Source organism: Pseudomonas sp. stari2 (assembly GCF_040760005.1).
In the GTDB taxonomy this organism is placed as follows: Bacteria; Pseudomonadota; Gammaproteobacteria; order Pseudomonadales; family Pseudomonadaceae; genus Aquipseudomonas.
In genome coordinates this window covers 5,629,425-5,653,334 of the sequence record NZ_CP099760.1, presented here as the reverse complement: position 1 = coordinate 5,653,334, position 23,910 = coordinate 5,629,425, and the positions used below count along the sequence as shown (strand labels likewise).

Sequence of the window (23,910 nt, the reverse complement as noted above, 5' to 3'; positions counted from 1 at the left end):
GTTGGGCAGTGGGCGAAAAATCGTCAATTCGCCAAACCGGCATTGTGTTCGATAATCGCACGCAAAACTAACCGGGTAGTACAGTTTAAATTGCTCAATGAAAAACCGGGACCAATAATTCGCTCACTCTATAAAAGCGGCGCAATTTCCGTAGCCGACGTCTCCACCGGGAGTTGAAACATGCAGCGATCCATTGCCACCGTTTCCTTGAGCGGAACCCTGCCGGAAAAACTCGAAGCCATTGCCGCCGCCGGGTTCGACGGGGTGGAGATTTTCGAGAACGATCTTCTGTATTACGACGGCAGTCCCCGGGAAATCCGGCAGATGTGCGCCGACCTTGGAATCGCCATCACCCTGTTCCAGCCGTTCCGCGATTTTGAAGGCTGCCGCCGCGATCGTCTGGAGCGCAATCTGGAGCGGGCCGAGCGCAAGTTCGACCTGATGCAGGAACTGGGCACCGACCTGGTGCTGGTCTGCAGCAATGCCTCCCCCGACAGTATCGGCGATCAACAGATCCTCATCGACGACCTGCGTCTGCTGGCCGAGCGCGCCGGCGCCCGTGGCCTGCGCATCGGTTATGAAGCGCTGGCCTGGGGCCGTCACGTGAACACTTATCAACAGGTCTGGGACATCGTGCGTCAGGCCGATCATCCGGCCCTCGGCGTGTTGCTCGACAGCTTCCACACACTGTCGCTCAAGGGCGATCCGCGGGCGATTGCCGAGATTCCCGGCGACAAGATTTTCTTCGTGCAAATGGCCGACGCGCCGATCCTGGCGATGGACGTGCTGGAGTGGAGCCGGCACTTCCGCTGCTTCCCGGGACAGGGCGAATTCGATTTGCCGGGCTTCCTCGCGCCAATCATCCAGAGCGGCTACACCGGGCCGCTGTCGCTGGAAATCTTCAACGACGGCTTCCGCGCCGCGCCGCCTCGGGCCAATGCGGCCGACGGTCTGCGTTCGCTGCTGTACCTGGAGGAGAAAACCCGCCAGCGTCTGGAGCAGGAAATTCGTCCTGTGGATAACCGCGAAATCCTCTTCGAAACGCCGAAGGCCAGCGAATACCACGGCATCGAGTTTCTTGAGTTCGCCGTAGATGAAAGCCTGGGCGCCAAGCTGTCGAACTGGCTGGAACGGCTGGGTTTCGTCAAGGCCGGCCAGCATCGCTCCAAGAGCGTCAGCCTGTTGCGTCAGGGCGATATCAACCTGATCCTCAACTCCGAACCCTATTCGTTCGGCCACAGCTTTTTCGAGGCTCACGGCCCTTCGCTGTGCGCCACTGCCGTGCGGGTCAAGGATAGCGCCAGTGCGCTGGCCCGTGCTGTCGCTTATAAAGGTCAGCCGTATCGCGGACTGGTCGGCCCCAACGAGCTGGAACTGGCGGCGGTGCGTGCGCCGGACGGCAGCCTGATTTATCTGGTGGATCAGGAGGCGGATGTCTACGGCACCGACTTCAACCTGCTGCCGGATGCAGTGGCGCGCGGCGGCCTCAAGCGCATCGATCACATGGCCATGGCGCTTCCTGCAGACAGCCTCGACAGTTGGGTGCTGTTCTACAAGAGCCTGCTGGATTTCGAGGCCGATGACGAAGTGGTGCTGCCGGATCCGTACGGGCTGGTGAAGAGTCGCGCGCTGCGCAGCCGCGACAGTTCGATCCGTCTGCCGCTGAACATTTCCGAGAACCGCAACACTGCGATCTCACACGCGCTGTCGAGTTATCGCGGCTCCGGGGTGCATCACATCGCCTTTGATTGCGACGATATCTTCGCCGAAGTCAGCCGGGCGAAAGAGGCGGGGGTGCCGCTGCTGGACATCCCGCTGAACTATTACGACGACCTCGCGGCGCGTTTCGATTTCGATGACGAATTCCTCAGCGAGCTGGCGTACTACAACGTGCTGTATGACCGCGACGCTCAGGGCGGCGAGTTGTTTCACGTCTATACCGAGCCGTTCGAAGGGCGCTTCTTCTTCGAGATCATCCAGCGCAAGAACGGTTATGCCGGTTACGGCGCGGCCAACGTTGCGGTGCGGTTGGCGGCGATGGCCAAATCACGCAGTGGCGCAGTTCGCCAGGCGAAGTTGTAGGAAATTCGTAAACGCGGGATTAAACCCGGGTCGCGCGGCTTCCTTCACTGTGCTGCGCGGCCCATAATCGCCAGCCTGTGCAGTGATGGCCGTGAGCCCGCAATGACAATGACTTCAGAACTTTCCGCAGCCCCCGTTTCATCAGCGGTAGAGCCGCGCAAGAGTCGCAAGAACAACCCGGAAAAAACCCGCGAGAACATCCTGCAGGAGGCGATCGTCGAGTTCGTCCAGCAGGGGCTGTCCGGTGCTCGCGTGGACGCGATCGCCGAGCGCATCCACACCTCCAAACGCATGATCTATTACTACTTCGGCAGCAAGGAGCAGTTGTATGTCGAGGTGCTGGAGAAGCTCTACGGCGATATCCGCAGCACTGAAAACCGTTTGCATCTGGCCGAGCTGCCGCCGGTGGAGGCGATCCGGCGCTTGGTGGAATTCACCTTCGATCACCACGACCGCAACGTCGATTTCGTGCGCATCGTCTGCATCGAAAACATCCACAACGCCGAGTACGTGAAGCGTTCCGATGCGATCAAGGCGATGAACAACACGATCCTCGATTCGCTGGGCGAGATCCTGGCGCGCGGCGCCGCTGAAGGTGTGTTCCGCGCCGGGCTCGACGCGCTGGATGTGCATCTGCTGATCAGTTCGTTCTGCTTCTATCGCGTATCGAACCGCCACACGTTCGGTGAGATCTTTCAGATCGACCTGCCGGACGAGACCATCAAGCAGCGTCATCGCGAAATGATTTGCGAATCGGTGCTGCGTTACCTGCAGGCCTGATCGGTATCGAGGGGGCGTCGCCCCCTCACGGTTTTATCCATTCATGCTTTGAAAATGCGCCAGCATTCGTTGCGCATCCGGCGCCACACCGCTGAACAGTTCAAACGCCTTCACTGCCTGAAACACCGCCATGTTGCCACCATCCAGGGTTCGGCAACCCAGGGCGCGGGCGTTGCGCAGCAGTTCGGTTTCCAGCGGGAAATACACGATCTCCGCCACCCACAACTCGGGCCGCAGCAATGCCGCCGGCACGGGCATGCCGGGTAATTTGGCCATGCCCATCGGCGTGGTGTTTACCAGGCCGTCGGCCTGACTCAACGTGCTCGCCAGATCATGCCCGGCAACCGCCCGACCGGCACCAAAATGCTGGTTGAGGTTGTCGGCCAGACATTCGGCGCGCTCCACGTCCACATCAAAAATGCTCAGTTGCTGTACGCCTTCGCTCAACAAGGCGTGGGCCACTGCCGCGCCTGCGCCACCAGCGCCCATCTGGACTACACGTTCGCGGGCGACGTCTGGCAGGCCGCGACGAAAACCTTCGGCGAAACCCAGGCAATCGGTGTTGTGGCCGACGCGTTTGCCGTCCTTCAGCACCACCGTGTTCACGGCACCGATGCCTCGGGCTTCCGGGGACAATTCATCGAGCAGCGGGATGATTGCCTGCTTGCAAGGGAAGGTGATGTTCAGCCCGGTGTAGTTCATCCGCTCGGCGGCCAGCAGCAGGTCGGGCAGGGCGTTGCTGTCCAGTTGCAGTTGATCGAGATCGATCAGCCGGTACAAGTAACGCAGGCCCTGTTCGTCGCCCTCATGCTCATGCAGGGCCGGGGTGCGGGAGGCCTGGATGCCAGCGCCGATCAGTCCTGCGAGTATCACGTTGTTGCGATTCATGCGGATCACCCCTTCAGCCGCTGGCTGAAATGTTCCAGGGCCAGGCGATAGCCGTGGCTGCCGAAGCCGCACATCACTGCCGTGGCGATGGCCGAGACGAACGAGTGATGACGGAACGGCTCGCGGGCGTGAACGTTGGACAGGTGCACTTCGATCACCGGCAGTTCGCTGGCGATCAGGGCGTCGCGGATCGCGACCGAAGTGTGAGTCCAGGCGGCCGGATTGATGACGATGCCGGCGCAGCGCTGACGGGCGCCGTGAATCCAGTCGAGCAGTTCGCCTTCGTGGTTGGTCTGGCGAAACTCAACGGCCAAGCCGAATTCTTCGGCAGCGCGACCGCACAGGGCAGAGATGTCGGCCAGGGTTTCGTGACCGTAGGTCGCCGGTTCACGGGTGCCGAGAAGGTTCAGGTTCGGGCCGTTGAGCACCAGAACGATAGGGGGCATGGGGCAAACTCCACTTATTGTTTTTGGCTTGGGTCGAGGGTTTCGACCTGTGGAGTTAAATTGTACTAGCTGGTTACTTTAAGCAATGGCTCTGCATCGACAGTCCTGTTTTGTGTGCGGTGATCGCACACTGGCGAAACTCAATTCGGCAATTGCTCCACCAGAAAATCGATGAAAGCCCTGACACGCAGCGGCATGTGGCGATTCTGCGGGTACAGCAACGTGAACGGTCGCGAGCGTCCGCTGTAGGGTTTGAGCACTTCTATCAGCGACCCGTCGGCCAGTTCTTTTTCGACGATGAAGCGATAGGTCTGGAACAATCCGGCGCCGTGTCTGGCCAGGGTCACGCCGCCCAGCACGTCATCGGAACAACAGAAATTGCCCTCGGCGAGGATTTCCCGTGGCGCGTCCTCTTCGTAAAACAGCCAGGTGATCCGCCGTCCGCTGCTGGGCAGTTCGTACTGGATGCATTCGTGCTGTTCGAGGTCTTCGAGTGTCTGCGGCGTGCCAGCACGTTTCAGGTAGTCGGGGCTGGCGACCATCACCAGCGCCGCGTCTTCCAGATGGCGGGCGATCAGGCCTGAGTCTGGAATCACTCGCACACGGATCGCCATGTCGTAACCCTCGCCGACGAAGTCGATGTTGCGATTGCTGATGTGCATGTCGACCTTCACCTGCGGGAAGCGCGCACGAAAGGCAGGCAGCAGCGGCAGGATCCGATGATGGGCGTAGGTTGTAGGAATACTGATCCGCAGGGTGCCGGACGGTTCCTGCTGCTGGCCCATGACTTCCCGTTGTGCCTCGACCAGTTGCGCCAGTGCCTGACGGCATTCTTCGTAATAGCGTCGGCCGCTCTCGGTCAATTTCACACTGCGGGTCGTGCGCGCGAACAACCGCACGCCCAAGCGTTCCTCCATGCGCGAAACCGAGCGACTCACCGCCGCCGGCGTCACCGAAGCCGCCTGCGCCGCAGCGGTGAAACTGCCGCACTCGGCGGCCAGACAAAACAACTCGATGCTGCCCAGCTGAAGGTCGTCGAAGTGTCGCTGCATGATTGATTACACCGGGGAATGAGTCTTCGTATGTAGCAAATGCGCGGTCGCTGCGAAAGAACTGCTTACCATTTTGCGCGAGGCTTTCCTGAAACCCGCACTAGGCTCGAAAACGTAATGATCACTGGAGGGCAGCAATGCCGATGGTCGGAATTGTCAGGGAATGGCAGTTTACGAATTCTTTAACCTAATGGATGGGTTGGCATGAAAGTGTGCAGTTACAAGGGATTGTCAGTGGTGATCATGTTGCGAGACGAACATTGTCCGCCCCATGCGCACGTAGATTCAGGTGTATGGAGTGCCCGCTTCAAATTCAGCTTCTGGCACAACGGCGTGGAGTTATGGGATGTGGTGCCCCTGTCGGGTCAGCCACCGATTGCAGTGCTTGAGGGGCTGCGCCAATCGCTGCGTGAAACGAATCATCTGCGGCGGGCCCGTCGAATCTGGTGGACTCGTCTACAGACTGCCTGTCTCGATAACCAATGGTGGGACGGGGACTCGAACGAAGTGGCCGTCATGCGTGAAGTGACCGGTGAGACCTTCAGGATCGGGTCGGCGTATTACGAACCAGAAGAAAACAAAACCCTGCTGGCCCTGGTTGGTGCTCAGGAAGGTGTGGAGATCGAACTATGAAAACAGTAAAAGCCGGTTTGCATGCTGATCGACCGGTAACGGAAAAGCGTCTCGATGAGGCTGTTGAGCGGGGAGGACTGCGCCGTCGCAGCAGCCTGCAAGCCGTGTCGGTAGCCTTTCAGAAACCATGTCTGGTGATTCGCTTCGAGGACGACAGTGGCGTGCTGCTGCCAGTGAATCTCTACCGTGAATTCGATGATTTCGAACCCGAAGACTTCAGCGGGTTGAGTGTGGGCTTCGCCGGCACCGCCCTTTGCCACGACGGCAAGGACCTGCAGGTTTCCATCGCCGGCATGATCTCCGCCAGTCAGCCATTGATGGCCATGGCCGCCTCGGTGATCGCCTCCCGTAATGGCCGCCAGAGCAGCACCGCGAAAGCTGAAGCCGCACGGGCCAACGGCAGGAAGGGCGGGCGCCCGAGCAAGATCGATCCCGTGCCGTGAGCAGGTACAAAAAAGCCGTCGATGAGGACGGCTTTCTCGTATCTGGCACCTGCGATCAACGCCGGGTCAGCAACACGCCGGACTCCATGTGGTGAGTCCACGGGAACTGGTCGAACAACGCGCAACGGGTTATGCGGTGCGTGTCGTGCAGTTGGGCGATGTTGGCTGCCAGGGTCTCCGGGTTGCAGGAGATGTACAGAATGTTGTCGAAGCGACGGGTCAGTTCGCAGGTGTCCGGGTCCATGCCGGCCCGTGGCGGGTCGACGAACACGCTGCCGAACTCGTAGCTTTTCAGGTCGATACCGTGCAGGCGACGGAACGGCCGAACTTCGTTCAGGGCTTCGGTCAGCTCTTCGGCGGACAGGCGCACCAGAGTAACGTTATCCACAGCGTTTTCGGCCAGGTTGCTCAACGCAGCGTTAACCGAGGTCTTGCTGATTTCGGTGGCCAGCACTTTGCGCACGCGGGTCGCCAGCGGCAGGGTGAAGTTGCCGTTGCCGCAGTACAGCTCCAGCAGGTCGTCGCTGCGATCGCCCAGTGCTTCATATGCCCAGTTGAGCATCTTCTGGTTCACGGTGCCGTTGGGCTGGGTGAATGCACCTTCCGGCTGGCGATAGCTGAAGGTACGACCGCCGACTTCCAGTTTCTCGACCACGTAATCGAGGCCAAGCACTTCGCGCTTGCCCTTGGAGCGGCCGATGATGCTGACGCCCAGATCCGCCGCCAGTTTGGTGGCCGCAGCGTGCCAGTGTTCGTCCAGCGGACGGTGATAGCACAGGGTGATCATCGCGTCGCCGGCCAGGGTAGTCAGAAACTCCACCTGAAACAGCTTGTGGCTCAGTGCCGCACTGGCCTGCCATGCCGCCTTCAATTGCGGCATCAACTGGTTGATGCGCAGGCTGGCGATCGGAAACTCTTCGATCAGGATCGGCGTGCGTTTGTCGTCCTGGGAAAACATCGCGTAGTGCCGCTCACCGCCCTCGCGCCACAGGCGGAATTCGGCGCGCAGGCGGAAGTTCTGCAGCGGCGAGTCGAACACCGTTGGCTGCGGCGCATCGAACGGGGCCAGCAGGTCACGCAGGCGCGTGACCTTGTCTTCGAGTTGTGCGGCGTAGGCCTGGGAATCGAAAGTCATGCGTTGAACCAACCCAACTTGATCACGAACAGAATCGACAGGATCACCAGCGCTGGGTTCAGCTCGCGGGCGCGACCGGACAGCAGTTTGATCGCGGTCCAGGCGATGAAGCCGAAGGCGATGCCGTTGGCGATGGAATAGGTGAAAGGCATCGCCAGGGCGGTGACCACGACCGGCGCGGCGACGGTGATGTCTTCCCAGTCTATTTCCGCCAGGCCCGAAGTCATCAGCACGGCGACGAACAGCAGCGCCGGCGCGGTGGCGAAGGCCGGTACGCTGGCGGCCAGTGGCGAGAAGAACAGCGCCAGCAGGAACAGGATCGCGACGACGATGGCGGTCAGGCCGGTGCGGCCGCCGGCACTCACGCCCGCAGCGGATTCGATGTAGCTGGTGGTGGTCGAGGTGCCCAGCAGCGAGCCGGCCATCGCAGCGGTACTGTCGGCGATCAGCGCACGGCCCATTTTCGGCATGTGGCCGTCCTTGCCCATCAGGCCGGCACGCTTGGCGACGCCGATCAGGGTGCCGGAGTTGTCGAACAGGTCGACGAACAGGAAAGCGAAAATCACGCTGACCAGACCGATGTCCAGCGCACCCTTGATGTCCAGTTGCAGGAACGTCGGGGCCAGCGAAGGTGGCATCGAAGTCACGCCGCCGAACGGGGTGAAGCCCATTACGATCGAGACGATGGTCACCACCAGAATGCCGATCAGCACCGCGCCGCGCACTTTCAGCGCTTCAAGGGCAACGATCAGGGCAAAACCGAGGGTGGCGAGGATCGGGGCCGGTTGTTTCAGGTCACCGAGGCCGACCATGGTCGCCGGGTTACCGACCACGATGCCGGCGTTGTGCAGGGCGATCAGCGCCAGGAACAGGCCGATACCGGCGGCAATCGCCGAACGTAGCGGCAGCGGAATGCTGTTGATGATCCATTCACGGATGCGGAAGATCGACAGCAGGAAGAAGCACACGGCCGAAATGAACACCGCACCCAGCGCCACTTGCCAGGTGTGGCCCATGTGCAGCACGACGGTGTAGGTGAAGAAGGCGTTCAGACCCATGCCCGGCGCAAGGGCGATCGGGTAGTTGGCGATCAGACCCATGACTGTGGAGCCAATGGCGGCTGCCAGACACGTGGCGACGAATACTGCGCCTTTGTCCATGCCGGTCTCGCCGAGGATGCTCGGGTTGACGAACAGAATGTAGGCCATGGCCAGGAAGGTCGTGACGCCCGCCAGTATCTCGGTCCGCACGTTGGTGTTGTGTGCCTTGAGTTGAAACAGCCTTTCCAGCATGTCTGCTCCCCGTGGCGCGCGTGGCGCCGTGAATGTATCGACCTCAACAGCAAAGCACAGACCGTCGCAAGCGCCTGGAAAATTGTGGTGGGCCGGAAAAAGCCGCGCATCATACCAGCAGCGTGAGGAAGATGGCGGATGTTGGTGTCGATCGTCGGCGAAGTTTTGCACCACGACCAAGTACGCCATACTGCGCGCTGTTTTTTCGGGGATGGATCGCATGACCAAGGGTTGGATGAAGAGCGCAGGATTGATGGCCTTGCTGCTGGCCGGTGCATCGGCGGCACTCGCGGCGTCGGCACCGCCATTGAGCGAGGTGAAAGTCATCAAGGTTCAGTCGTCGTCCTGTGGGCTCGAAGACATTACCGATGGCCAGGTGCAGACCCGTTGCGATCACAGCGCGCCGGGCATCAAGGTCTATGTGCTGGAAATCGGCTACGGCCAGAGCCAGCCTCAGGCAGCGCTGGACGGTTTCGAAGTGAACGGCACCCGGAGCCCGGTCTGTGCTTTTGATAACGGCAACCTGACCGAATGCACGCCAGGTGCGAAAACCGTCGGTTCGCTGTACACCTTCGATCTGGCGGCCCGTCAGGAAGGCACCTTTACCTTCAGCAACACGTCGATCAACGCCCCGCGCAACACGATGTCGACCCAGCTTTACATCAAGTAACGGCTGTAGCCGAACAGGGCAGGGCAAAGCTGACTACGCTTTAAAGATCTCCCAGCGGATGGCGCCCATGACCTTTAGAGCCCTGATTACCCTCGCCGAGGGCATCGATGATCTGCAATGCGTAACCCTGATCGACGTGCTGCGTCGGGCCGGTGTCGAAGTGGTGGCGGCCAGCATCGAGGGCCGGCGCATGCTCACCTGCGCCCGAGGCACGCGGCTGACCGCCGACGGCATGCTCATTGATGTGCTGGCCCAGACTTTCGATCTGATCGTCCTGCCCGGCGGTGCTGTCGGCGCACAACACCTTGCCGCGCACCAGCCCCTGCAACAACTACTCAAGGACCAGGCCAGCGCCGGGCGACTGTTCGCCGCCATCGCCGAATCCCCGGCGGTCGCCCTGCAAAGTTTCGGTGTTTTGCGCCAAAGGCGCATGACCTGCCTGCCCGTTACCAGCCATAACCTCTCCGGTTGCACGTTTGTTGATCAACCGGTGGTGGTGGATGGCAATTGCATCACCGCCCAGGGCTCCGGCGCCGCGCTGGATTTCTCCCTGACACTGGTCGAGCAACTGGCGGGCAAGGCCGCCAGAGCGAAGATAGCAGGGGAATTATTGGTCTGAGATCGTCAGGCCTTCACTTCTTCCACCGGCACATGCATCCGGTCGCGGTTGGCCAGGGTCGGGAACAGTTTGATCCACGTCCCGGTCACCACCAGCGTACCGATCCCGCCCATCACCACCGCTGGCACGGTGCCGAACCAGTGAGCGGTGAGGCCGGATTCGAATTCGCCCAACTGGTTCGAGGCGCCGATGAACAGGCCGTTCACCGCGCTGACCCGGCCACGCATTTCGTCCGGGGTTTCCAGTTGCACGAACGAGGCGCGGATTACCATGCTGATCATGTCCGCCGCGCCGAGCACCACCAGCACCGCCAGCGAGAACCAGAACGACGTCGACAGACCGAAGGCGATGGTGGCCACACCGAATACGCCGACGGCGGTGAACATCACCCGGCCGACGTTGCGTTCGACGGCGAAGCGCGCCAGGAACAGCGACATCATCAACGCCCCCACAGCCGGCGCCGAACGCAGCAACCCGAGGCCCCAAGGTCCGGTCAGCAGGATGTCCTTGGCGAACACCGGCAACAACGCCGTGGCGCCGCCGAGCAGCACGGCGAACAGATCCAGCGAGATCGCCCCGAGAATGTCCGGGCGACTGCGAATAAAGCGAATCCCCGCCAGCAACGAATCCAGTGTTGCCTTGCCTTTGTTCAGCGGGGTCTGTCGCGCGGGCAGGTTGAGCATCAGGGTGCAGGCAATGACATACAGAACGACCGTCGGGCCATAGACCCAGACGCTGCCGAAGGCATAGAGCAGACCGCCGAGCGCCGGGGCGACGATGGTGGCCGATTGCTGTGCCGACTGCGCCGCCGCGACCGCCCGTGGGAACAGCACGCTGGGCACGATGCTCGGTAGCAGCGCCTGGGTGGTCGGCATTTCGAAGGAGCGCGCAGCACCCAGAAGGAACGCCAGGATAAAGATCATTTCCCGGGTGACATGGTCAGTAGCGCTGCCGATGGCCAGTGCCAGGGCGATCAACGCCTGCAACGACTGACAGATTGCCGCGACCTTGCATCGGTCGTAGCGGTCGGCAACGTGACCGGTGTGCAGCATGAACAACACCCGTGGGGCGAATTCCACCAAACCGACCAAGCCAAGGTCGAGCACGTTGCCGGTCAGTTGATAGAGGTTCCAGCCGATGGCTACGGTGAGCATCTGGAAACCGCTGGCAGTGAAGATCCGGGCAAACCAGAACGCAAGAAAGGGACGGTGGTGGCGTAACAGCAAGGGCTCTTGGCTGGGCATCTGCGGGCCGGTCTTGATCGAGGGGGAATCGCGAGATTATCACCTGTCTGTAACAGGAAGTTGCTATGACAGAAAATTTAGTTAGCCAGACATCGATTTTTCCGCACTCGGACACCGTACCCGGCCAAGGATGTATTTCAGGGCGTTGCCAGGACTGTGAGGCAACTTGTCACGCGGCAAAAGACCACGCGGTTCCCCGTCGGAAATGGGACTACTCTTTCAACGTTGATTGATCCAGATCAAGACCCTTCGTGGAAACGATCGCGGACCCGTCGACAGACTCCCTGCGTCGCGATGCCTGTAAAAAAGAAGAACGAATCCGAGTTCGCCGCACTCCATACCCGTGGGGGCAGTGGTTCAAGGCCGCCAGTCCTGGAACCGTTATCTGATAGAGGAAAGCTTATGTTCGGTTTAGAGGCCCTGGATCTCGCCCGAATTCAGTTCGCGTTCACCATCTCGTTCCACATCCTGTTCCCGGCGATCACCATCGGTCTTGCGAGCTATCTCGCGGTGCTGGAAGGCCTGTGGCTGAAAACCCGCAACGACACCTACCGTGACCTCTACCATTTCTGGTCGAAGATCTTTGCCGTCAACTTCGGCATGGGCGTGGTCTCGGGCCTGGTCATGGCCTACCAGTTCGGCACCAACTGGAGCCGCTTCTCGGACTTCGCAGGTTCCGTTACCGGGCCGTTGCTGACGTATGAAGTGCTCACGGCGTTCTTCCTCGAGGCCGGTTTCCTCGGCGTGATGCTGTTCGGCTGGAACAAGGTCGGGCGCGGCCTGCACTTTTTCGCCACGGTGATGGTGGCCATCGGTACGTTGATTTCGACCTTCTGGATTCTCGCGTCCAACAGCTGGATGCAGACACCGCAGGGCTTCGAGATCGTCAACGGTCAGGTAATCCCGACCGACTGGCTGGCAATCGTGTTCAACCCGTCGTTCCCGTATCGCCTGATGCACATGGCAACTGCCGCGTTCGTTGCAACGGCGTTCTTCGTTGGCTCGTCGGCGGCCTGGCATCTGTTGCGCGGCAAAGACAACCCGGCGATTCGCACCATGCTGTCGATGGCGATGTGGATGGCGTTGATCGTTGCACCGATCCAGGCGGTCATCGGTGACTTCCACGGTCTCAACACCCTCAAGCATCAGCCGGCGAAAATCGCCGCGATCGAAGGTCACTGGGAAAACGTCGGCAGCGAAGCGACGCCGTTGATCCTGTTCGGCTGGCCGGACATGAAGGAAGAGAAGACCAAGTACGCCGTCGAGATCCCCTACCTCGGCAGCCTGATCCTGACCCACTCGCTGGACAAGCAAGTCCCGGCGCTCAAGGAGTTCCCGCCTGAAGACCGGCCGAATTCGACCATCGTGTTCTGGTCGTTCCGGATCATGGTCGGCCTCGGCTTCCTGATGATCTTCACCGGCCTCTGGAGCCTGTGGCTGCGCAAGCGCGACACGCTCTACACCTCGCGGCCGTTCCTGTACCTGGCGTTGTGGATGGGGCCGTCCGGCCTGATCGCGATCCTGGCGGGCTGGTTCACCACTGAAATCGGTCGTCAGCCGTGGGTGGTCTACGGGCTGATGCGCACGGCGGATGCGTCTTCCAACCACAGTTTCATGCAGATGAGCATCACGCTGATCATGTTCGTGGTGGTGTATTTCGCGCTGTTCGGTGCAGGTCTGGGCTACATGATGCGCCTGGTGCGCAAAGGGCCGAAGACCGACGAAGGCAAGGAAACCAACGACGGTGGTCCTGGCCAGAAACGCACACCGGCCCGTCCGTTGTCCGCTGCCGACGACGATGGCGCCGAACACGACCGCAGCCTGACCAAGGAGATTTGAGTCATGGGTATTGATCTTCCGCTGATCTGGGCCGTGATCATCATCTTCGGGATCATGATGTACGTGGTCATGGACGGTTTCGACCTGGGGATCGGGATTCTCTTCCCGTTCATCCCGGGCAAAGTCGACCGTGACGTGATGATGAACACCGTCGCCCCGGTGTGGGACGGCAACGAAACCTGGCTGGTACTGGGCGGTGCTGCGTTGTTTGGCGCGTTTCCGCTGGCGTATTCGGTGGTGTTGTCGGCGTTGTACCTGCCGCTGATCTTCATGCTGATCGGGCTGATTTTCCGCGGCGTGGCGTTCGAGTTCCGCTTCAAGGCCAAGGACGACAAGCGTCATCTGTGGGACAAGGCGTTCATCGGCGGTTCGGTGGCGGCGACGTTCTTCCAGGGCGTTGCACTCGGCGCGTTCATCGACGGCTTGCCCGTGGTCAACCGGCAATATGCCGGCGGCTCACTGGACTGGCTGACGCCGTTCACGCTGTTCTGCGGCGCTGCTCTTGTGGTGGCGTATGCCTTGCTCGGCTGCACCTGGCTGATCATGAAGACCGAAGGCAAGCTGCAGGAGCAGATGCACAACCTGGCGCGCCCTCTGGCCTTCGTGCTGTTGGCGGTGATCGGCATCGTCAGCCTCTGGACGCCGTTGGCTCATCCTGAAATCGCGACGCGCTGGTTCAGCATGCCGAACCTGTTCTGGTTCATGCCGGTGCCGATCCTCGTGCTGGTGACGATGTACGGTCTGATTCGCGCCGTGGCACGCAATGCCAACTACATGCCGTTCCTGCTGACCCTGGTGCTGATCTTCCTCGGCTATAGCGGTCTGGGCATCAGCCTGTGGCCGAACATCGTGCCGCCGTCGATCTCGATCTGGGACGCAGCCGCTCCGCCGCAGAGCCAGGGCTTCATGCTGGTCGGCACGCTGTTCATCATCCCGTTCATCCTGGGTTACACCTTCTGGAGCTACTACGTGTTCCGCGGCAAGGTCACCCACGAAGACGGTTATCACTAGGGCTGATCACGATGGCGCCGTCGGCGGCGCCATCTCCCTCAACCGGAGGATGCAAGCATGACCGGCAAACATTCCCTGCACGACATTGAAGAAGCCGAAAAAAAACCGCTGTGGCAGCGGCTCGGCTGGTTGGCCATGATCTGGGTCGGCAGCGTCGGTGCATTGTTCATCGTCGCCAGCCTGATGCGCATGTTCATGAATGCAGCAGGCCTGACCACGCACTGAGACTTCCCATCCCGCTGCCTTGCGGCACGGATTTTTGACCCTCCGACCGGAGGGTTTTTTTTGCCCGGATTATTTACGCGCCTTGAGGATCACGAATTTCGGCGTGGCCGCGACTTGCTCGACACCCCGGAACAGGCGCGCCAGTTTGCTGTGATAACCCAAGTGACGGTTGCCGACAATGTACAACGCACCGCCAACTACCAGCGCTTCGCGAGCCTGCTGGAACATGCGCCAGGCAAGGAAGTCGCCGACCACCTGTTGCTGGTGGAACGGCGGGTTGCACAGCACCACGTCGAGCGATTGCGCTTCCTGCCCGGCCAGACCGTCGCCGGCGCGAACGATCACTTCACGTTCACCCAATGCCACGCGCCAGTTCTCGGCCGCCGATTGCACGGCCATGAACGACTCGTCCACCAGCGTGTAATGCGCATCAGGGTTTTGCAGGGCGCTGGCGATGGCCAGTACACCGTTACCGCAACCGAGGTCGGCAACCCGCGCCGCGCCGAGATTCTTCGGCAAGTGCGGAAGAAAGGCGCGAGTACCGATATCCAGCCCTTCGCGGCAGAACACGTTGGCGTGGTTGAGCAGTTCGATGGCCGGCTCGTCGAGGCGATAGCGGGTCGGATAAGGCGAGGCGGCCGGAGCCTTGGCCTCAGGCGTGGCGATCAACAAGCGCGCCTTCTTCACGGCCAGCGAAGCCTGAACCGGGCCGATGTAGCGCTCCAGCAGATCACCGGCAGCGCGGGGCAAGTGTTTGACCATGGCTGCGGCTACCACCTGAGCGCCGGGTGCCAATTGGCCTTGCAGGCGAATCAGTTGTTCTTCCAGTAGCGCCAGGGTTTTTGGCACGCGGATCAGCACTCGGTCAAATGGCCCGACGAACGGCTCGCTGGCCGGCGTGCCGCGTAGCGCATCGAACACCTGGCCATTGCGCAGCAGGTTTTTCTCCAGGCCCTGAAACGCCAGGAACGAATCGCCGCTGGTGCTGACCTGCACTTTGCCGCAGAGGCTGATGGCCAGCGCGCCAAAGCTATCGTTGAGTACCAATACCCGAGTGTTTGCCGCTGGGTTCTGCTCGGCCAGATGATTGAGCAGGTATTCGTCGGCCGCGTCGAAGGCTTGCAGCGGTTCGTTCTGCTGTTCGGGCTGGCGGATCAGATCAAGCTGGGCGAAGGGCGTATCGAGCAAAGGCATGGGGCGGGGACTCTGGGTAATCGACGGGTGTCCCGCGGCCCTGAGTGTTGTGCGGCGGAACCGACCGAGTGGACAGCGGCGTGAAAGTTCACGACATCACTCAGGAAGGTTGCAAATGGTACGTTTTTTTTGTTGGTAATACTCGTCTGATTTCAGTGCAGTGGAAGAGGGGGCTAGAGATATCCGGCCTTTGAGGCGGCGATGACGGCCGACATCTTGTTGCAGACGTTGAACTTAATGATCAGGTTCTTGATGTGATAGGTCACGGTCCGTTCGGCTACGTTCAGAATCTGGCCGATTTCCCAAGCTGTTTTACCCAAGGCGCAAAGCCTCACGATTTCGAGTTCCCGTGTGGACAATCGCACGGGGGGTGGTTTGGCCAGTATTGGGGGGAATGCAGTGAGGAACAACGCACACAAATGCTGCAAGACGTAATGCAACACGCCATATTCGTTGTACAGCTCCAGGGCAAAAATTTCGCAGTGGGTTCGTGCCAGGCTGACCGTGCAACATAAGTCGTTTTTCTCGTCGCGATACGACTGCGACCAACCATGTTGCATCCCGTGATTTTGAAGCGCATCCCACATTAGCGGAGTCTTCGAGAAGGCTTTCCTGCTCCAGAGAAACGGCAGCATGGAACGATCGCAGTAAGCTGTTATCGGGTCATCACTTTCGTAATTTTTTTCGTATTCATCGTTCCATGCCATTGGGAAGTTATTGATATTGAACGATTTGAATGACGGGTAACCAGGCCGCGAAACTTTAATGCCGCAAAATTGAAAACCGAGGTTCCTGGCAAATGTGCTCAAAATCGGGAATGCGTTCTCGATTTCCTTCGCACGCGTGATCTGCTCTATCTGGTACTCCTTCCACCTTTCCATTTTGAATGTTCTCCAAAATATTAATTCGGGGGGGCGCCATATTGGATCCAAAGTGGGTGGCACGGAGACGAGTGTAGGATGCTTCCTACGAAGCTGTTTGGATTTTTTTGTTCTTGAACAGTGGCTCTATTTGGAATATCTCTGAAAAAGTCTTTATATGTGTGAGACCATTTAAACAATTCTGATTTTCAGGTCGACTATTTTAGAGTTTTAAAACTAGTGGCACTTTGAAATTCCATCACAAACTGTCGGTGTTTTGTTGTGCAATTATGCGTAACAATCGAGTCATTGTTGATGGAGTGAATCGATGACTGCCAGCAGCGAAAAATTCAGCCGCCAGACATTACTCGATGTACAACCGCTGACCCCGAACCTGTTCACCTTGCGTACCACGCGGGATGCCGGTTTCCGCTTCCGCGCCGGGCAATTCGCGCGGATTGGCGTGACGCGCGCGGACGGCAGTACGGTGTGGCGCGCCTACTCGATGGTGTCATCGCCGTTCGACGAGTTTCTCGAATTTTTTTCCATCGTGGTGCCGGGCGGCGAATTCACCAGCGAGCTGAGCCGTCTGAAAGCAGGGGATACCTTGCTGATAGAGCGCCAGGCCTTTGGTTATCTGACGCTGGATCGCTTCATTGATGGTCGAGATCTCTGGCTGTTATCCACAGGCACGGGGGTGGCGCCGTTTCTGTCGATCCTGCAGGACTTCGAGGTCTGGGAGAAGTTTGAACGAATCATCCTGGTCTACAGTGCGCGAGAGGCGCGGGAGCTGGCCTATCAACCACTGATTGCCGAACTGACGCAGCGCGACTATCTGGCGGAATATGCGCACAAATTTCAGTTCATTCCGGTGGTCACTCGTGAGCGTTATGCCGGCGCTCTCAACGGGCGCATCACCACACTGATCGAAAATGGCGAACTGGAGAGGGTGGCAGGTGTCGAGCTGACTCCGGTGCATTCGCGAGTCATGCTCTGCGGTAATCCGCAGATGATCGATGACACCCGGGCCTTGCTCAAGCAACGCGGCATGGCCTTGAGTCTGACCCGTCGACCAGGACAGGTGGCGGTGGAAAACTACTGGTAAGAAAACGGCGCCCTCAGGCGCCGTTTCAGTCTTCAAGGCCGGTTGTTCTGGGCCTTGAGAAGATCGCGGATCTCGCCCAGCAACTCTTCTTCCTTGGTTGGCACTGGCGGCAAGGTCGGAGCGACGGCTTCTTCGCGTTTCAGGCGGTTGATGGCTTTGACGCCCATGAAAATCGCGAACGCGACGATGATGAAGTCCAGAATGCTCTGGATGAACTTGCCGTAGGCCATCACGACTGCGGGGGCGCTGCCCTCGGCGGCTTTCAGGGTTATCGCCAGATCACTGAAGTCCACTCCACCGATCAGCAGGCCGATTGGCGGCATGATCACATCACCGACAAACGACGAAACGATTTTGCCGAAGGCCGCACCGATGATGATACCGACGGCCATGTCGACCACATTGCCTTTGACCGCGAAGGCCTTGAACTCGCTGAGCACGCCCATAGTTATTTCCTTGTTACAGATGAGTTTGGTGTACGCAGTGTAAATCAGCAAAACGCGTCCTGCGCGAAACACCTTCTTACAATGCTCGTTTTTATCGACACATCAATTCGCGATTAGTTTGCAAAGTGCCACTAATCGCGCGCGATATACGCTACAAACGCCTGATTTTGAAGAAAAATTGATCAATCATGGCGTTACGATCTTTCTATTTATGTTTGGCGGGCCGAGCTTCTAGCCTCTGTTTGGCGCACCTGGATGCGCTTCAAAAAACAGAGGAGCCTGAAATGAATTCCACTCTTGGCCTCGGGGCTGTTCCCCATCGCCGTACGCTTGGCGTACTCGCCGCCAGCCTGCTGAGCTTTTCCGTGAATGCCGCACCCCTGACCCGGGATAACGGTGCCGCAGTGGGCGACAATCAGAATTCGCAGACCGCCGGTGCCAACGGCCCGGTGTTGTTGCAGGACGTGCAACTGATCCAGAAGCTGCAACGCTTTGATCGCGAGCGTATTCCCGAACGCGTCGTGCATGCTCGTGGCACCGGTGCTCATGGCACGTTCACCGCGACCAACAATCTGAGCGATCTGAGCAAGGCCAAAGTGTTCACTGTCGGCCAGGTCACGCCGGTGTTCGTGCGTTTCTCTGCTGTGGTTCACGGCAACCATTCACCGGAAACCCTGCGTGACCCACGGGGTTTCGCGACCAAGTTCTATACAGCAGACGGCAACTGGGACCTGGTGGGAAACAACTTCCCGACGTTCTTCATCCGCGACGCGATCAAGTTCCCGGACATGGTGCATGCCTTCAAGCCTGATCCGCGTACCAATCTGGACGATGATTCCCGCCGTTTCGACTTCTTCTCCCATATACCTGAAGCCACTCGTACATTGACCGAGTTGTATTCCAACTCAGGGACACCGGCCAGTTATCGGGAAATGGATGGCAACAGTGTGCACGCCTACAAATTGGTTAACGATAAGGGCGAAGTGCATTACGTCAAGTTTCACTGGAAAAGTCTGCAGGGGATAAAAAATCTCGATCCAAAACAGGTCGAGCAAGTGCAGGGTCGTGACTACAGTCACATGACTAATGATTTGGTAACTAATATCAATAAGGGAAATTTCCCGAAGTGGGACTTATACATTCAGGTTCTGAAACCGCAAGACTTGTCAAAGTTTGATTTCGATCCTCTTGATGCAACCAAGACCTGGCCCGGTATTCCAGAGCGAAAAGTTGGACAAATGGTCTTGAACCGTAATCCTTCGAACGTCTTCCAGGAAACTGAACAAGTGGCCATGGCACCTTCGAATGTTGTGCCGGGAATCGAGCCATCTGAAGATCGTCTGCTGCAAGGCCGGATATTTGCCTATGCCGACACCCAGATGTATCGCCTTGGCGCCAATGCTCTGCAGTTGCCGATCAATGCTGCAAAAGTACCGGTCAACAATGGTAATCAGGATGGCACGATGAATGCCGGTGCGAGTCACTCGGGTGTCAACTATCAGCCAAGCCGCCTGCAACCACGTGAAGAAACGCAAAGCGCGCGTTATAGCCAGACCGCTCTGCAGGGCAGCACACAACAGGCGAAGATTCAGCGTGAGCAGAACTTCAAGCAGGCCGGTGATCTGTATCGCTCGTTCAGCAAGAAGGAGCGTCAGGATCTGATCGAGAGCTTCGGCGGGTCGCTGGCAAGCACCGATGACGAGAGCAAGCACATCATGCTGTCCTTCCTCTATAAGGCGGATCCGGAATACGGCACCGGTGTGACCAAAGTCGCCAAGGGCGACCTGAATCGGGTCAAGGCCCTGGCGGCGAAACTGGTCGACTGACAGCGACCCTTTCAATCCCCGGCAATTGTCGGGGATTGACCGGCAGCAGCGCCGCGCGTCAGGCCAGCGGGGAAATCCGTACCGCGGCGCCGCGCTGATCGGCGAAGGCTGCGTTATCATCGCGGTTTTTGTCGGGGGTTCTGATGGCCAAGGCCAAGCGCATGTACGGCTGCACCGAGTGCGGCGCAACCTTTCCCAAGTGGGCCGGGCAGTGCGGCGAATGCGGCGCCTGGAATACCCTGACCGAAACCATGGTCGAGAGCGGCGGTGCCGCCGCCCCGAGCGGGCGCACTGGCTGGGCGGGTCAGCAAGCACAAATCAAGACCCTGGCCGAAGTCAGCATCGAAGAGATACCGCGTTTTTCCACAGCTTCCGGCGAACTGGACCGAGTGCTCGGCGGCGGTCTGGTGGACGGCTCGGTAGTGCTGATCGGCGGTGATCCGGGTATCGGCAAGTCGACAATTCTGCTGCAGACCCTGTGCAACCTCGCCAAGACCATGCCGGCGCTGTATGTCACCGGTGAGGAATCCCAGCAGCAAGTTGCCATGCGCGCGCGTCGCCTTGGGCTGCCGCAGGATCAACTGCGGGTGATGACCGAAACCTGCATCGAAACCATCATCGCCACCGCCCGCCAGGAAAAACCCAAGGTGATGGTGATCGACTCGATCCAGACGATCTTCACCGAACAACTGCAATCAGCACCGGGCGGCGTGTCCCAGGTGCGCGAAAGTGCGGCGTTGCTGGTGCGCTACGCCAAGCAAAGCGGCACGGCGATTTTCCTGGTCGGCCACGTGACCAAGGAAGGCGCACTGGCCGGCCCGCGCGTTCTGGAGCACATGGTCGACACCGTACTGTATTTCGAAGGCGAGTCCGATGGCCGGTTGCGCCTGCTGCGGGCGGTGAAAAACCGTTTCGGCGCAGTCAACGAGCTGGGCGTTTTCGGCATGACCGACAAGGGCCTGAAAGAAGTCTCCAACCCTTCGGCGATTTTTCTTACACGCGCTCAGGAAGAAGTCCCGGGCAGTGTGGTGATGGCAACGTGGGAAGGCACCCGACCGATGCTGGTGGAAGTCCAGGCGCTGGTGGATGACAGTCACTTGGCCAATCCGCGTCGGGTCACCTTAGGCCTGGATCAGAACCGTCTGGCGATGTTGCTGGCGGTATTGCACCGGCATGGCGGCATTCCGACCCACGATCAGGACGTGTTCCTCAACGTGGTCGGCGGGGTGAAGGTGCTGGAAACCGCATCCGACCTGGCGTTGATGGCCGCCGTCATGTCGAGCCTGCGCAACCGTCCGTTGCCTCATGATCTGCTGGTGTTCGGTGAAGTCGGCCTGTCCGGCGAAGTGCGTCCGGTGCCGAGCGGTCAGGAGCGGTTGAAGGAAGCCGCCAAACACGGCTTCAAACGCGCGATCGTGCCCAAGGGCAACGCGCCAAAAGAAGCGCCGGCAGGGTTGCAGATCATTGCGGTGACGCGTCTGGAGCAGGCGCTGGATTCACTCTTCGAGTAATCAGAGCTCCATCAACGCGCCAAGCTCCCGTTCGAGCTCGGCCTCATCCCCGAGGTTGAGTTCGATCAGGCGGCGCAGGCGCTGGATCGATTCCAGGCTGATGTGCCGGCACTGGAAGCCCAGTTGGCCGTGATCATCGTGTGCCAGTTGCACGTCCATCTGGATGTCGGTGTCGTCGCTCAGGTGAATGTCGACGTTGAAGTCCTGCGTTTCATCCCCCAGCCACGGATCCGGCCGCTCGATCAACAATCCCTTGAGCGACAGGTCGATCAGCTTCACCGGCCAGATGTACTCGCCCTGGCTCAATTCGGTTCTGGCATCGAACGCGATACGTTTGAAGCGGCGACGCTCGGACGGGTGCTCGCTCATGGCGCAATCCTCTGGACGGTTCGCTGACTATAGACCCGCCACGTCGAGTGTTGCCAGTCAGGCAGGGCGTCCGACCAATGTCGGGGTATGGCCTTTGCCGCCAGTAGCGCTAAACTCGGGGTGGCTGTCTTTCTTGTCCACCCTGGCTGGAATAATAAAATGAAAAATAATAATAGCCCGCTGCGCCACTTACCCTGGCTAGTGCTGGCAATCGTAGGAGCGTGCGCCCTGGGCGTAGTGGCATTGCGCCGAGGCGAGGCGATCAACGCCTTGTGGATCGTGGTCGCCGCGGTGGCCATTTATCTGGTTGCGTACCGTTACTACAGCCTGTTCATCGCAAACAATGTGATGCAACTCGATCCACGCCGGGCCACCCCCGCCGTGCTCAACAACGACGGTCTGGACTACGTTCCGACCAACAAACACATTCTCTTCGGACACCACTTCGCGGCCATCGCCGGCGCAGGACCACTGGTCGGTCCGGTACTGGCGGCGCAGATGGGCTACCTGCCCGGCACGCTGTGGCTGATTGCCGGTGTGGTGCTGGCGGGCGCGGTGCAGGACTTCATGGTTCTGTTCATGTCGACCCGTCGCAACGGCCGTTCGCTCGGCGACATGGTGCGTGAAGAAATGGGCCGTATCCCCGGTACCATTGCGCTGTTCGGCTGCTTCCTGATCATGATCATCATCCTCGCGGTGCTGGCGCTGATCGTCGTCAAAGCCTTGGCCGAGAGCCCTTGGGGCATCTTCACCGTGATGGCGACCATCCCGATTGCGATGTTCATGGGCATCTACATGCGTTACATCCGCCCGGGTCGCATCGGCGAGATCTCGGTGATCGGCGTGGTGCTGCTGCTCGGTTCGATCTGGCTGGGCGGGCAGATTGCCGCTGATCCGGTGTGGGCCAAGGCCTTCAGCTTCACCGGCGTGCAAATCACCTGGATGCTGATCGGTTACGGCTTCGTTGCCGCTGTGTTGCCGGTCTGGCTGATTCTCGCGCCACGTGACTATCTGTCCACGTTCCTCAAGATCGGTACCATCATCGCACTGGCGATCGGCATTCTGGTCACCATGCCCGAGCTGAAAATGCCGGCGTTGACCCAGTTCGTCGACGGCACCGGTCCGGTGTGGAAGGGCGGTCTGTTCCCGTTCCTGTTCATCACCATCGCTTGCGGCGCGGTATCGGGCTTTCACGCATTGATCTCGTCCGGCACCACGCCGAAACTGCTGGATAACGAAACCAACGCCCGTTACATCGGTTACGGCGGCATGCTGATGGAATCGTTCGTGGCCATCATGGCCATGGTTGCCGCTTCGGTGATCGAACCTGGCGTGTACTTCGCCATGAACAGCCCGGCTGCCGTGGTCGGCGGTGATGTGGTGGCGGTTGCGACTGCAGTCAGCAACTGGGGCTTTGCGATTACCCCGGATGCTCTGCAGGCCGTGGCCCATGACATCGGCGAGACCACCATTCTGGCCCGTGCCGGTGGTGCCCCGACCCTGGCGGTCGGTATCGCGCAGATCCTGCACAGTGTCCTGCCGGGTGAAAACACCATGGCGTTCTGGTACCACTTCGCGATCCTGTTCGAAGCGCTGTTCATCCTGACCGCTGTGGACGCCGGCACCCGTGCCGGGCGCTTCATGCTGCAGGATCTGCTCGGTTCCTTCGTGCCGGCGCTGAAACGTACCGAATCCTGGACCGCCAACCTGATCGCCACCGCCGGTTGTGTGGCGATGTGGGGTTGGTTGCTGTATCAGGGCGTGATCGATCCGCTGGGTGGTATCAACACCTTGTGGCCGCTGTTCGGTATCTCCAACCAGATGCTGGCCGGTATCGCGCTGATGCTCGGCACCGTGGTCCTGATCAAGATGAAGCGTCAGCGCTACATTTGGGTCACCCTGCTGCCGGCGGCCTGGCTGCTGATCTGCACCACGACCGCAGGCTTCATCAAGCTGTTCGACGCCAACCCGGCCGTCGGCTTCCTGTCGCTGGCCAAGAAGTACAGCGATGCACTGGCCGCAGGCCAGGTGATCGCACCGGCCAAGAGCGTCGAACAGATGCAGCACGTGATCTTCAACGCTTATACCAACGCAACGCTGACCGCGCTGTTCCTGTTCGTGGTATTCAGCATCCTGTTCTATGCGCTCAAGGTCGGCATCGCCGCCTGGGGCAAAAAAGAGCGTACGGATAAAGAATCGCCGTTCCAGGCTCTGCCGGACGCGTAACCAGAGGATTGCAC

General features: G+C 59.7%; 23 protein-coding genes. 13 read left to right on the top strand and 10 right to left on the bottom strand.

Going from position 1 to position 23,910, the window contains the following annotated elements:
• The first annotated feature begins 180 nt into the window (after positions 1–180).
• Together quiC and NH234_RS25910 are read left to right on the top strand one after the other, a co-directional pair.
• A complete protein-coding gene (gene quiC / locus NH234_RS25915; protein WP_367254721.1) occupies positions 181–2,082 on the top strand; it encodes a 3-dehydroshikimate dehydratase QuiC in 1,902 nt (633 codons plus the stop codon).
• Between the two features lie 102 nt (positions 2,083–2,184).
• On the top strand, positions 2,185–2,862 hold the full coding sequence (locus NH234_RS25910; protein ID WP_085732890.1) for a TetR family transcriptional regulator: 678 nt from the start codon (positions 2,185–2,187) through the stop codon (positions 2,860–2,862).
• A 33-nt stretch (positions 2,863–2,895) separates the two neighbouring features.
• On the opposite strand, the gene NH234_RS25905 is transcribed toward NH234_RS25910, so the two are convergent.
• The 3 genes from NH234_RS25905 to NH234_RS25895 all read right to left on the bottom strand — a co-directional run bounded on the left by NH234_RS25905 (position 2,896) and on the right by NH234_RS25895 (position 5,248).
• Positions 2,896–3,750 carry a shikimate dehydrogenase gene (locus NH234_RS25905; RefSeq protein ID WP_367254718.1) on the bottom strand — a complete coding sequence of 285 codons (855 nt, stop codon included), beginning with the start codon at positions 3,748–3,750 and terminating at the stop codon, positions 2,896–2,898.
• Between the two features lie 5 nt (positions 3,751–3,755).
• Positions 3,756–4,196, bottom strand: a complete 441-nt coding sequence (gene aroQ, locus NH234_RS25900; protein WP_085732888.1) for a type II 3-dehydroquinate dehydratase — start codon at positions 4,194–4,196, stop codon at positions 3,756–3,758.
• Positions 4,197–4,336: 140 nt separating this feature from the next.
• A complete protein-coding gene (locus NH234_RS25895; RefSeq protein WP_085732886.1) occupies positions 4,337–5,248 on the bottom strand; it encodes a LysR family transcriptional regulator in 912 nt (303 codons plus the stop codon).
• 204 nt (positions 5,249–5,452) lie between these two features.
• Between NH234_RS25895 and NH234_RS25890 the strand changes: the two genes are divergently transcribed.
• Positions 5,453–5,881 carry a DUF4160 domain-containing protein gene (locus tag NH234_RS25890; protein ID WP_085732884.1) on the top strand — a complete coding sequence of 143 codons (429 nt, stop codon included), beginning with the start codon at positions 5,453–5,455 and terminating at the stop codon, positions 5,879–5,881.
• Positions 5,878–6,324, top strand: a complete 447-nt coding sequence (locus NH234_RS25885; RefSeq protein WP_085732883.1) for a hypothetical protein — start codon at positions 5,878–5,880, stop codon at positions 6,322–6,324. Before NH234_RS25890 ends, NH234_RS25885 begins: the two co-directional genes overlap by 4 nt.
• 55 nt (positions 6,325–6,379) lie before the next feature.
• Here the strand turns inward: NH234_RS25885 and trmA are convergent, their stop codons facing one another.
• Together trmA and NH234_RS25875 are read right to left on the bottom strand one after the other, a co-directional pair.
• On the bottom strand, positions 6,380–7,459 hold the full coding sequence (gene trmA, locus NH234_RS25880) for a tRNA (uridine(54)-C5)-methyltransferase TrmA (protein WP_085732882.1): 1,080 nt from the start codon (positions 7,457–7,459) through the stop codon (positions 6,380–6,382).
• On the bottom strand, positions 7,456–8,751 hold the full coding sequence (locus NH234_RS25875) for an NCS2 family permease (RefSeq protein ID WP_085697559.1): 1,296 nt from the start codon (positions 8,749–8,751) through the stop codon (positions 7,456–7,458). The genes trmA and NH234_RS25875 overlap by 4 nt, the downstream gene beginning before the upstream one ends.
• Before the next feature lie 220 nt (positions 8,752–8,971).
• Here NH234_RS25875 and NH234_RS25870 point away from each other — a divergent pair, with 220 nt between their 5' ends.
• Both NH234_RS25870 and NH234_RS25865 read left to right on the top strand, forming a co-directional pair.
• Positions 8,972–9,421 carry a DUF4879 domain-containing protein gene (locus NH234_RS25870; RefSeq protein ID WP_085732881.1) on the top strand — a complete coding sequence of 150 codons (450 nt, stop codon included), beginning with the start codon at positions 8,972–8,974 and terminating at the stop codon, positions 9,419–9,421.
• Between the two features lie 67 nt (positions 9,422–9,488).
• Positions 9,489–10,040 carry a DJ-1 family glyoxalase III gene (locus tag NH234_RS25865; RefSeq protein ID WP_085733021.1) on the top strand — a complete coding sequence of 184 codons (552 nt, stop codon included), beginning with the start codon at positions 9,489–9,491 and terminating at the stop codon, positions 10,038–10,040.
• Positions 10,041–10,045: 5 nt separating this feature from the next.
• On the opposite strand, the gene NH234_RS25860 is transcribed toward NH234_RS25865, so the two are convergent.
• Positions 10,046–11,284, bottom strand: coding sequence for an MFS transporter (locus tag NH234_RS25860; RefSeq protein ID WP_367254714.1), 1,239 nt, complete (start codon positions 11,282–11,284; stop codon positions 10,046–10,048).
• A 402-nt stretch (positions 11,285–11,686) separates the two neighbouring features.
• Between NH234_RS25860 and NH234_RS25855 the strand changes: the two genes are divergently transcribed.
• Genes NH234_RS25855 through NH234_RS25845 form a run of 3 tightly spaced genes read left to right on the top strand, consistent with a single transcriptional unit; the run spans position 11,687 to position 14,359 of the window.
• Positions 11,687–13,123: a cytochrome ubiquinol oxidase subunit I gene (locus tag NH234_RS25855; protein WP_367254712.1), complete on the top strand. Its 1,437-nt coding sequence runs from the start codon at positions 11,687–11,689 to the stop codon at positions 13,121–13,123.
• A 3-nt stretch (positions 13,124–13,126) separates the two neighbouring features.
• Entirely contained in the window at positions 13,127–14,134 is a 1,008-nt protein-coding gene (cydB, locus tag NH234_RS25850; RefSeq protein ID WP_007950993.1) for a cytochrome d ubiquinol oxidase subunit II, read from the top strand.
• Positions 14,135–14,191: 57 nt separating this feature from the next.
• Positions 14,192–14,359 (top strand): DUF2474 domain-containing protein, encoded by a 168-nt coding sequence (locus NH234_RS25845; RefSeq protein ID WP_007950992.1) that lies wholly within the window; start codon positions 14,192–14,194, stop codon positions 14,357–14,359.
• A gap of 69 nt (positions 14,360–14,428) precedes the next feature.
• On the opposite strand, the gene NH234_RS25840 is transcribed toward NH234_RS25845, so the two are convergent.
• Both NH234_RS25840 and NH234_RS25835 read right to left on the bottom strand, forming a co-directional pair.
• Positions 14,429–15,553 carry a methyltransferase gene (locus tag NH234_RS25840; RefSeq protein ID WP_367254710.1) on the bottom strand — a complete coding sequence of 375 codons (1,125 nt, stop codon included), beginning with the start codon at positions 15,551–15,553 and terminating at the stop codon, positions 14,429–14,431.
• A 173-nt stretch (positions 15,554–15,726) separates the two neighbouring features.
• On the bottom strand, positions 15,727–16,434 hold the full coding sequence (locus NH234_RS25835) for an autoinducer binding domain-containing protein (RefSeq protein ID WP_367254708.1): 708 nt from the start codon (positions 16,432–16,434) through the stop codon (positions 15,727–15,729).
• A 307-nt stretch (positions 16,435–16,741) separates the two neighbouring features.
• Here NH234_RS25835 and NH234_RS25830 point away from each other — a divergent pair, with 307 nt between their 5' ends.
• Positions 16,742–17,518, top strand: a complete 777-nt coding sequence (locus tag NH234_RS25830) for a ferredoxin--NADP reductase (RefSeq protein WP_367254706.1) — start codon at positions 16,742–16,744, stop codon at positions 17,516–17,518.
• Positions 17,519–17,550: 32 nt separating this feature from the next.
• Here the strand turns inward: NH234_RS25830 and mscL are convergent, their stop codons facing one another.
• Entirely contained in the window at positions 17,551–17,964 is a 414-nt protein-coding gene (gene mscL, locus NH234_RS25825) for a large-conductance mechanosensitive channel protein MscL (RefSeq protein WP_085712217.1), read from the bottom strand.
• Positions 17,965–18,248: 284 nt separating this feature from the next.
• Here mscL and katB point away from each other — a divergent pair, with 284 nt between their 5' ends.
• The gene (gene katB / locus NH234_RS25820; protein ID WP_367257251.1) at positions 18,249–19,790 is read left to right on the top strand and encodes a catalase KatB; all 1,542 of its coding nucleotides are present in this window, start codon (positions 18,249–18,251) and stop codon (positions 19,788–19,790) included.
• A 143-nt stretch (positions 19,791–19,933) separates the two neighbouring features.
• Positions 19,934–21,301 carry a DNA repair protein RadA gene (radA, locus tag NH234_RS25815; protein WP_085732873.1) on the top strand — a complete coding sequence of 456 codons (1,368 nt, stop codon included), beginning with the start codon at positions 19,934–19,936 and terminating at the stop codon, positions 21,299–21,301.
• Here radA and NH234_RS25810 read toward each other — a convergent pair whose 3' ends face one another.
• Entirely contained in the window at positions 21,302–21,670 is a 369-nt protein-coding gene (locus NH234_RS25810) for a PilZ domain-containing protein (RefSeq protein WP_085732872.1), read from the bottom strand.
• A gap of 159 nt (positions 21,671–21,829) precedes the next feature.
• Between NH234_RS25810 and NH234_RS25805 the strand changes: the two genes are divergently transcribed.
• Positions 21,830–23,896, top strand: coding sequence for a carbon starvation CstA family protein (locus NH234_RS25805; protein WP_085732871.1), 2,067 nt, complete (start codon positions 21,830–21,832; stop codon positions 23,894–23,896).
• The last annotated feature ends 14 nt before the right edge of the window (positions 23,897–23,910 follow it).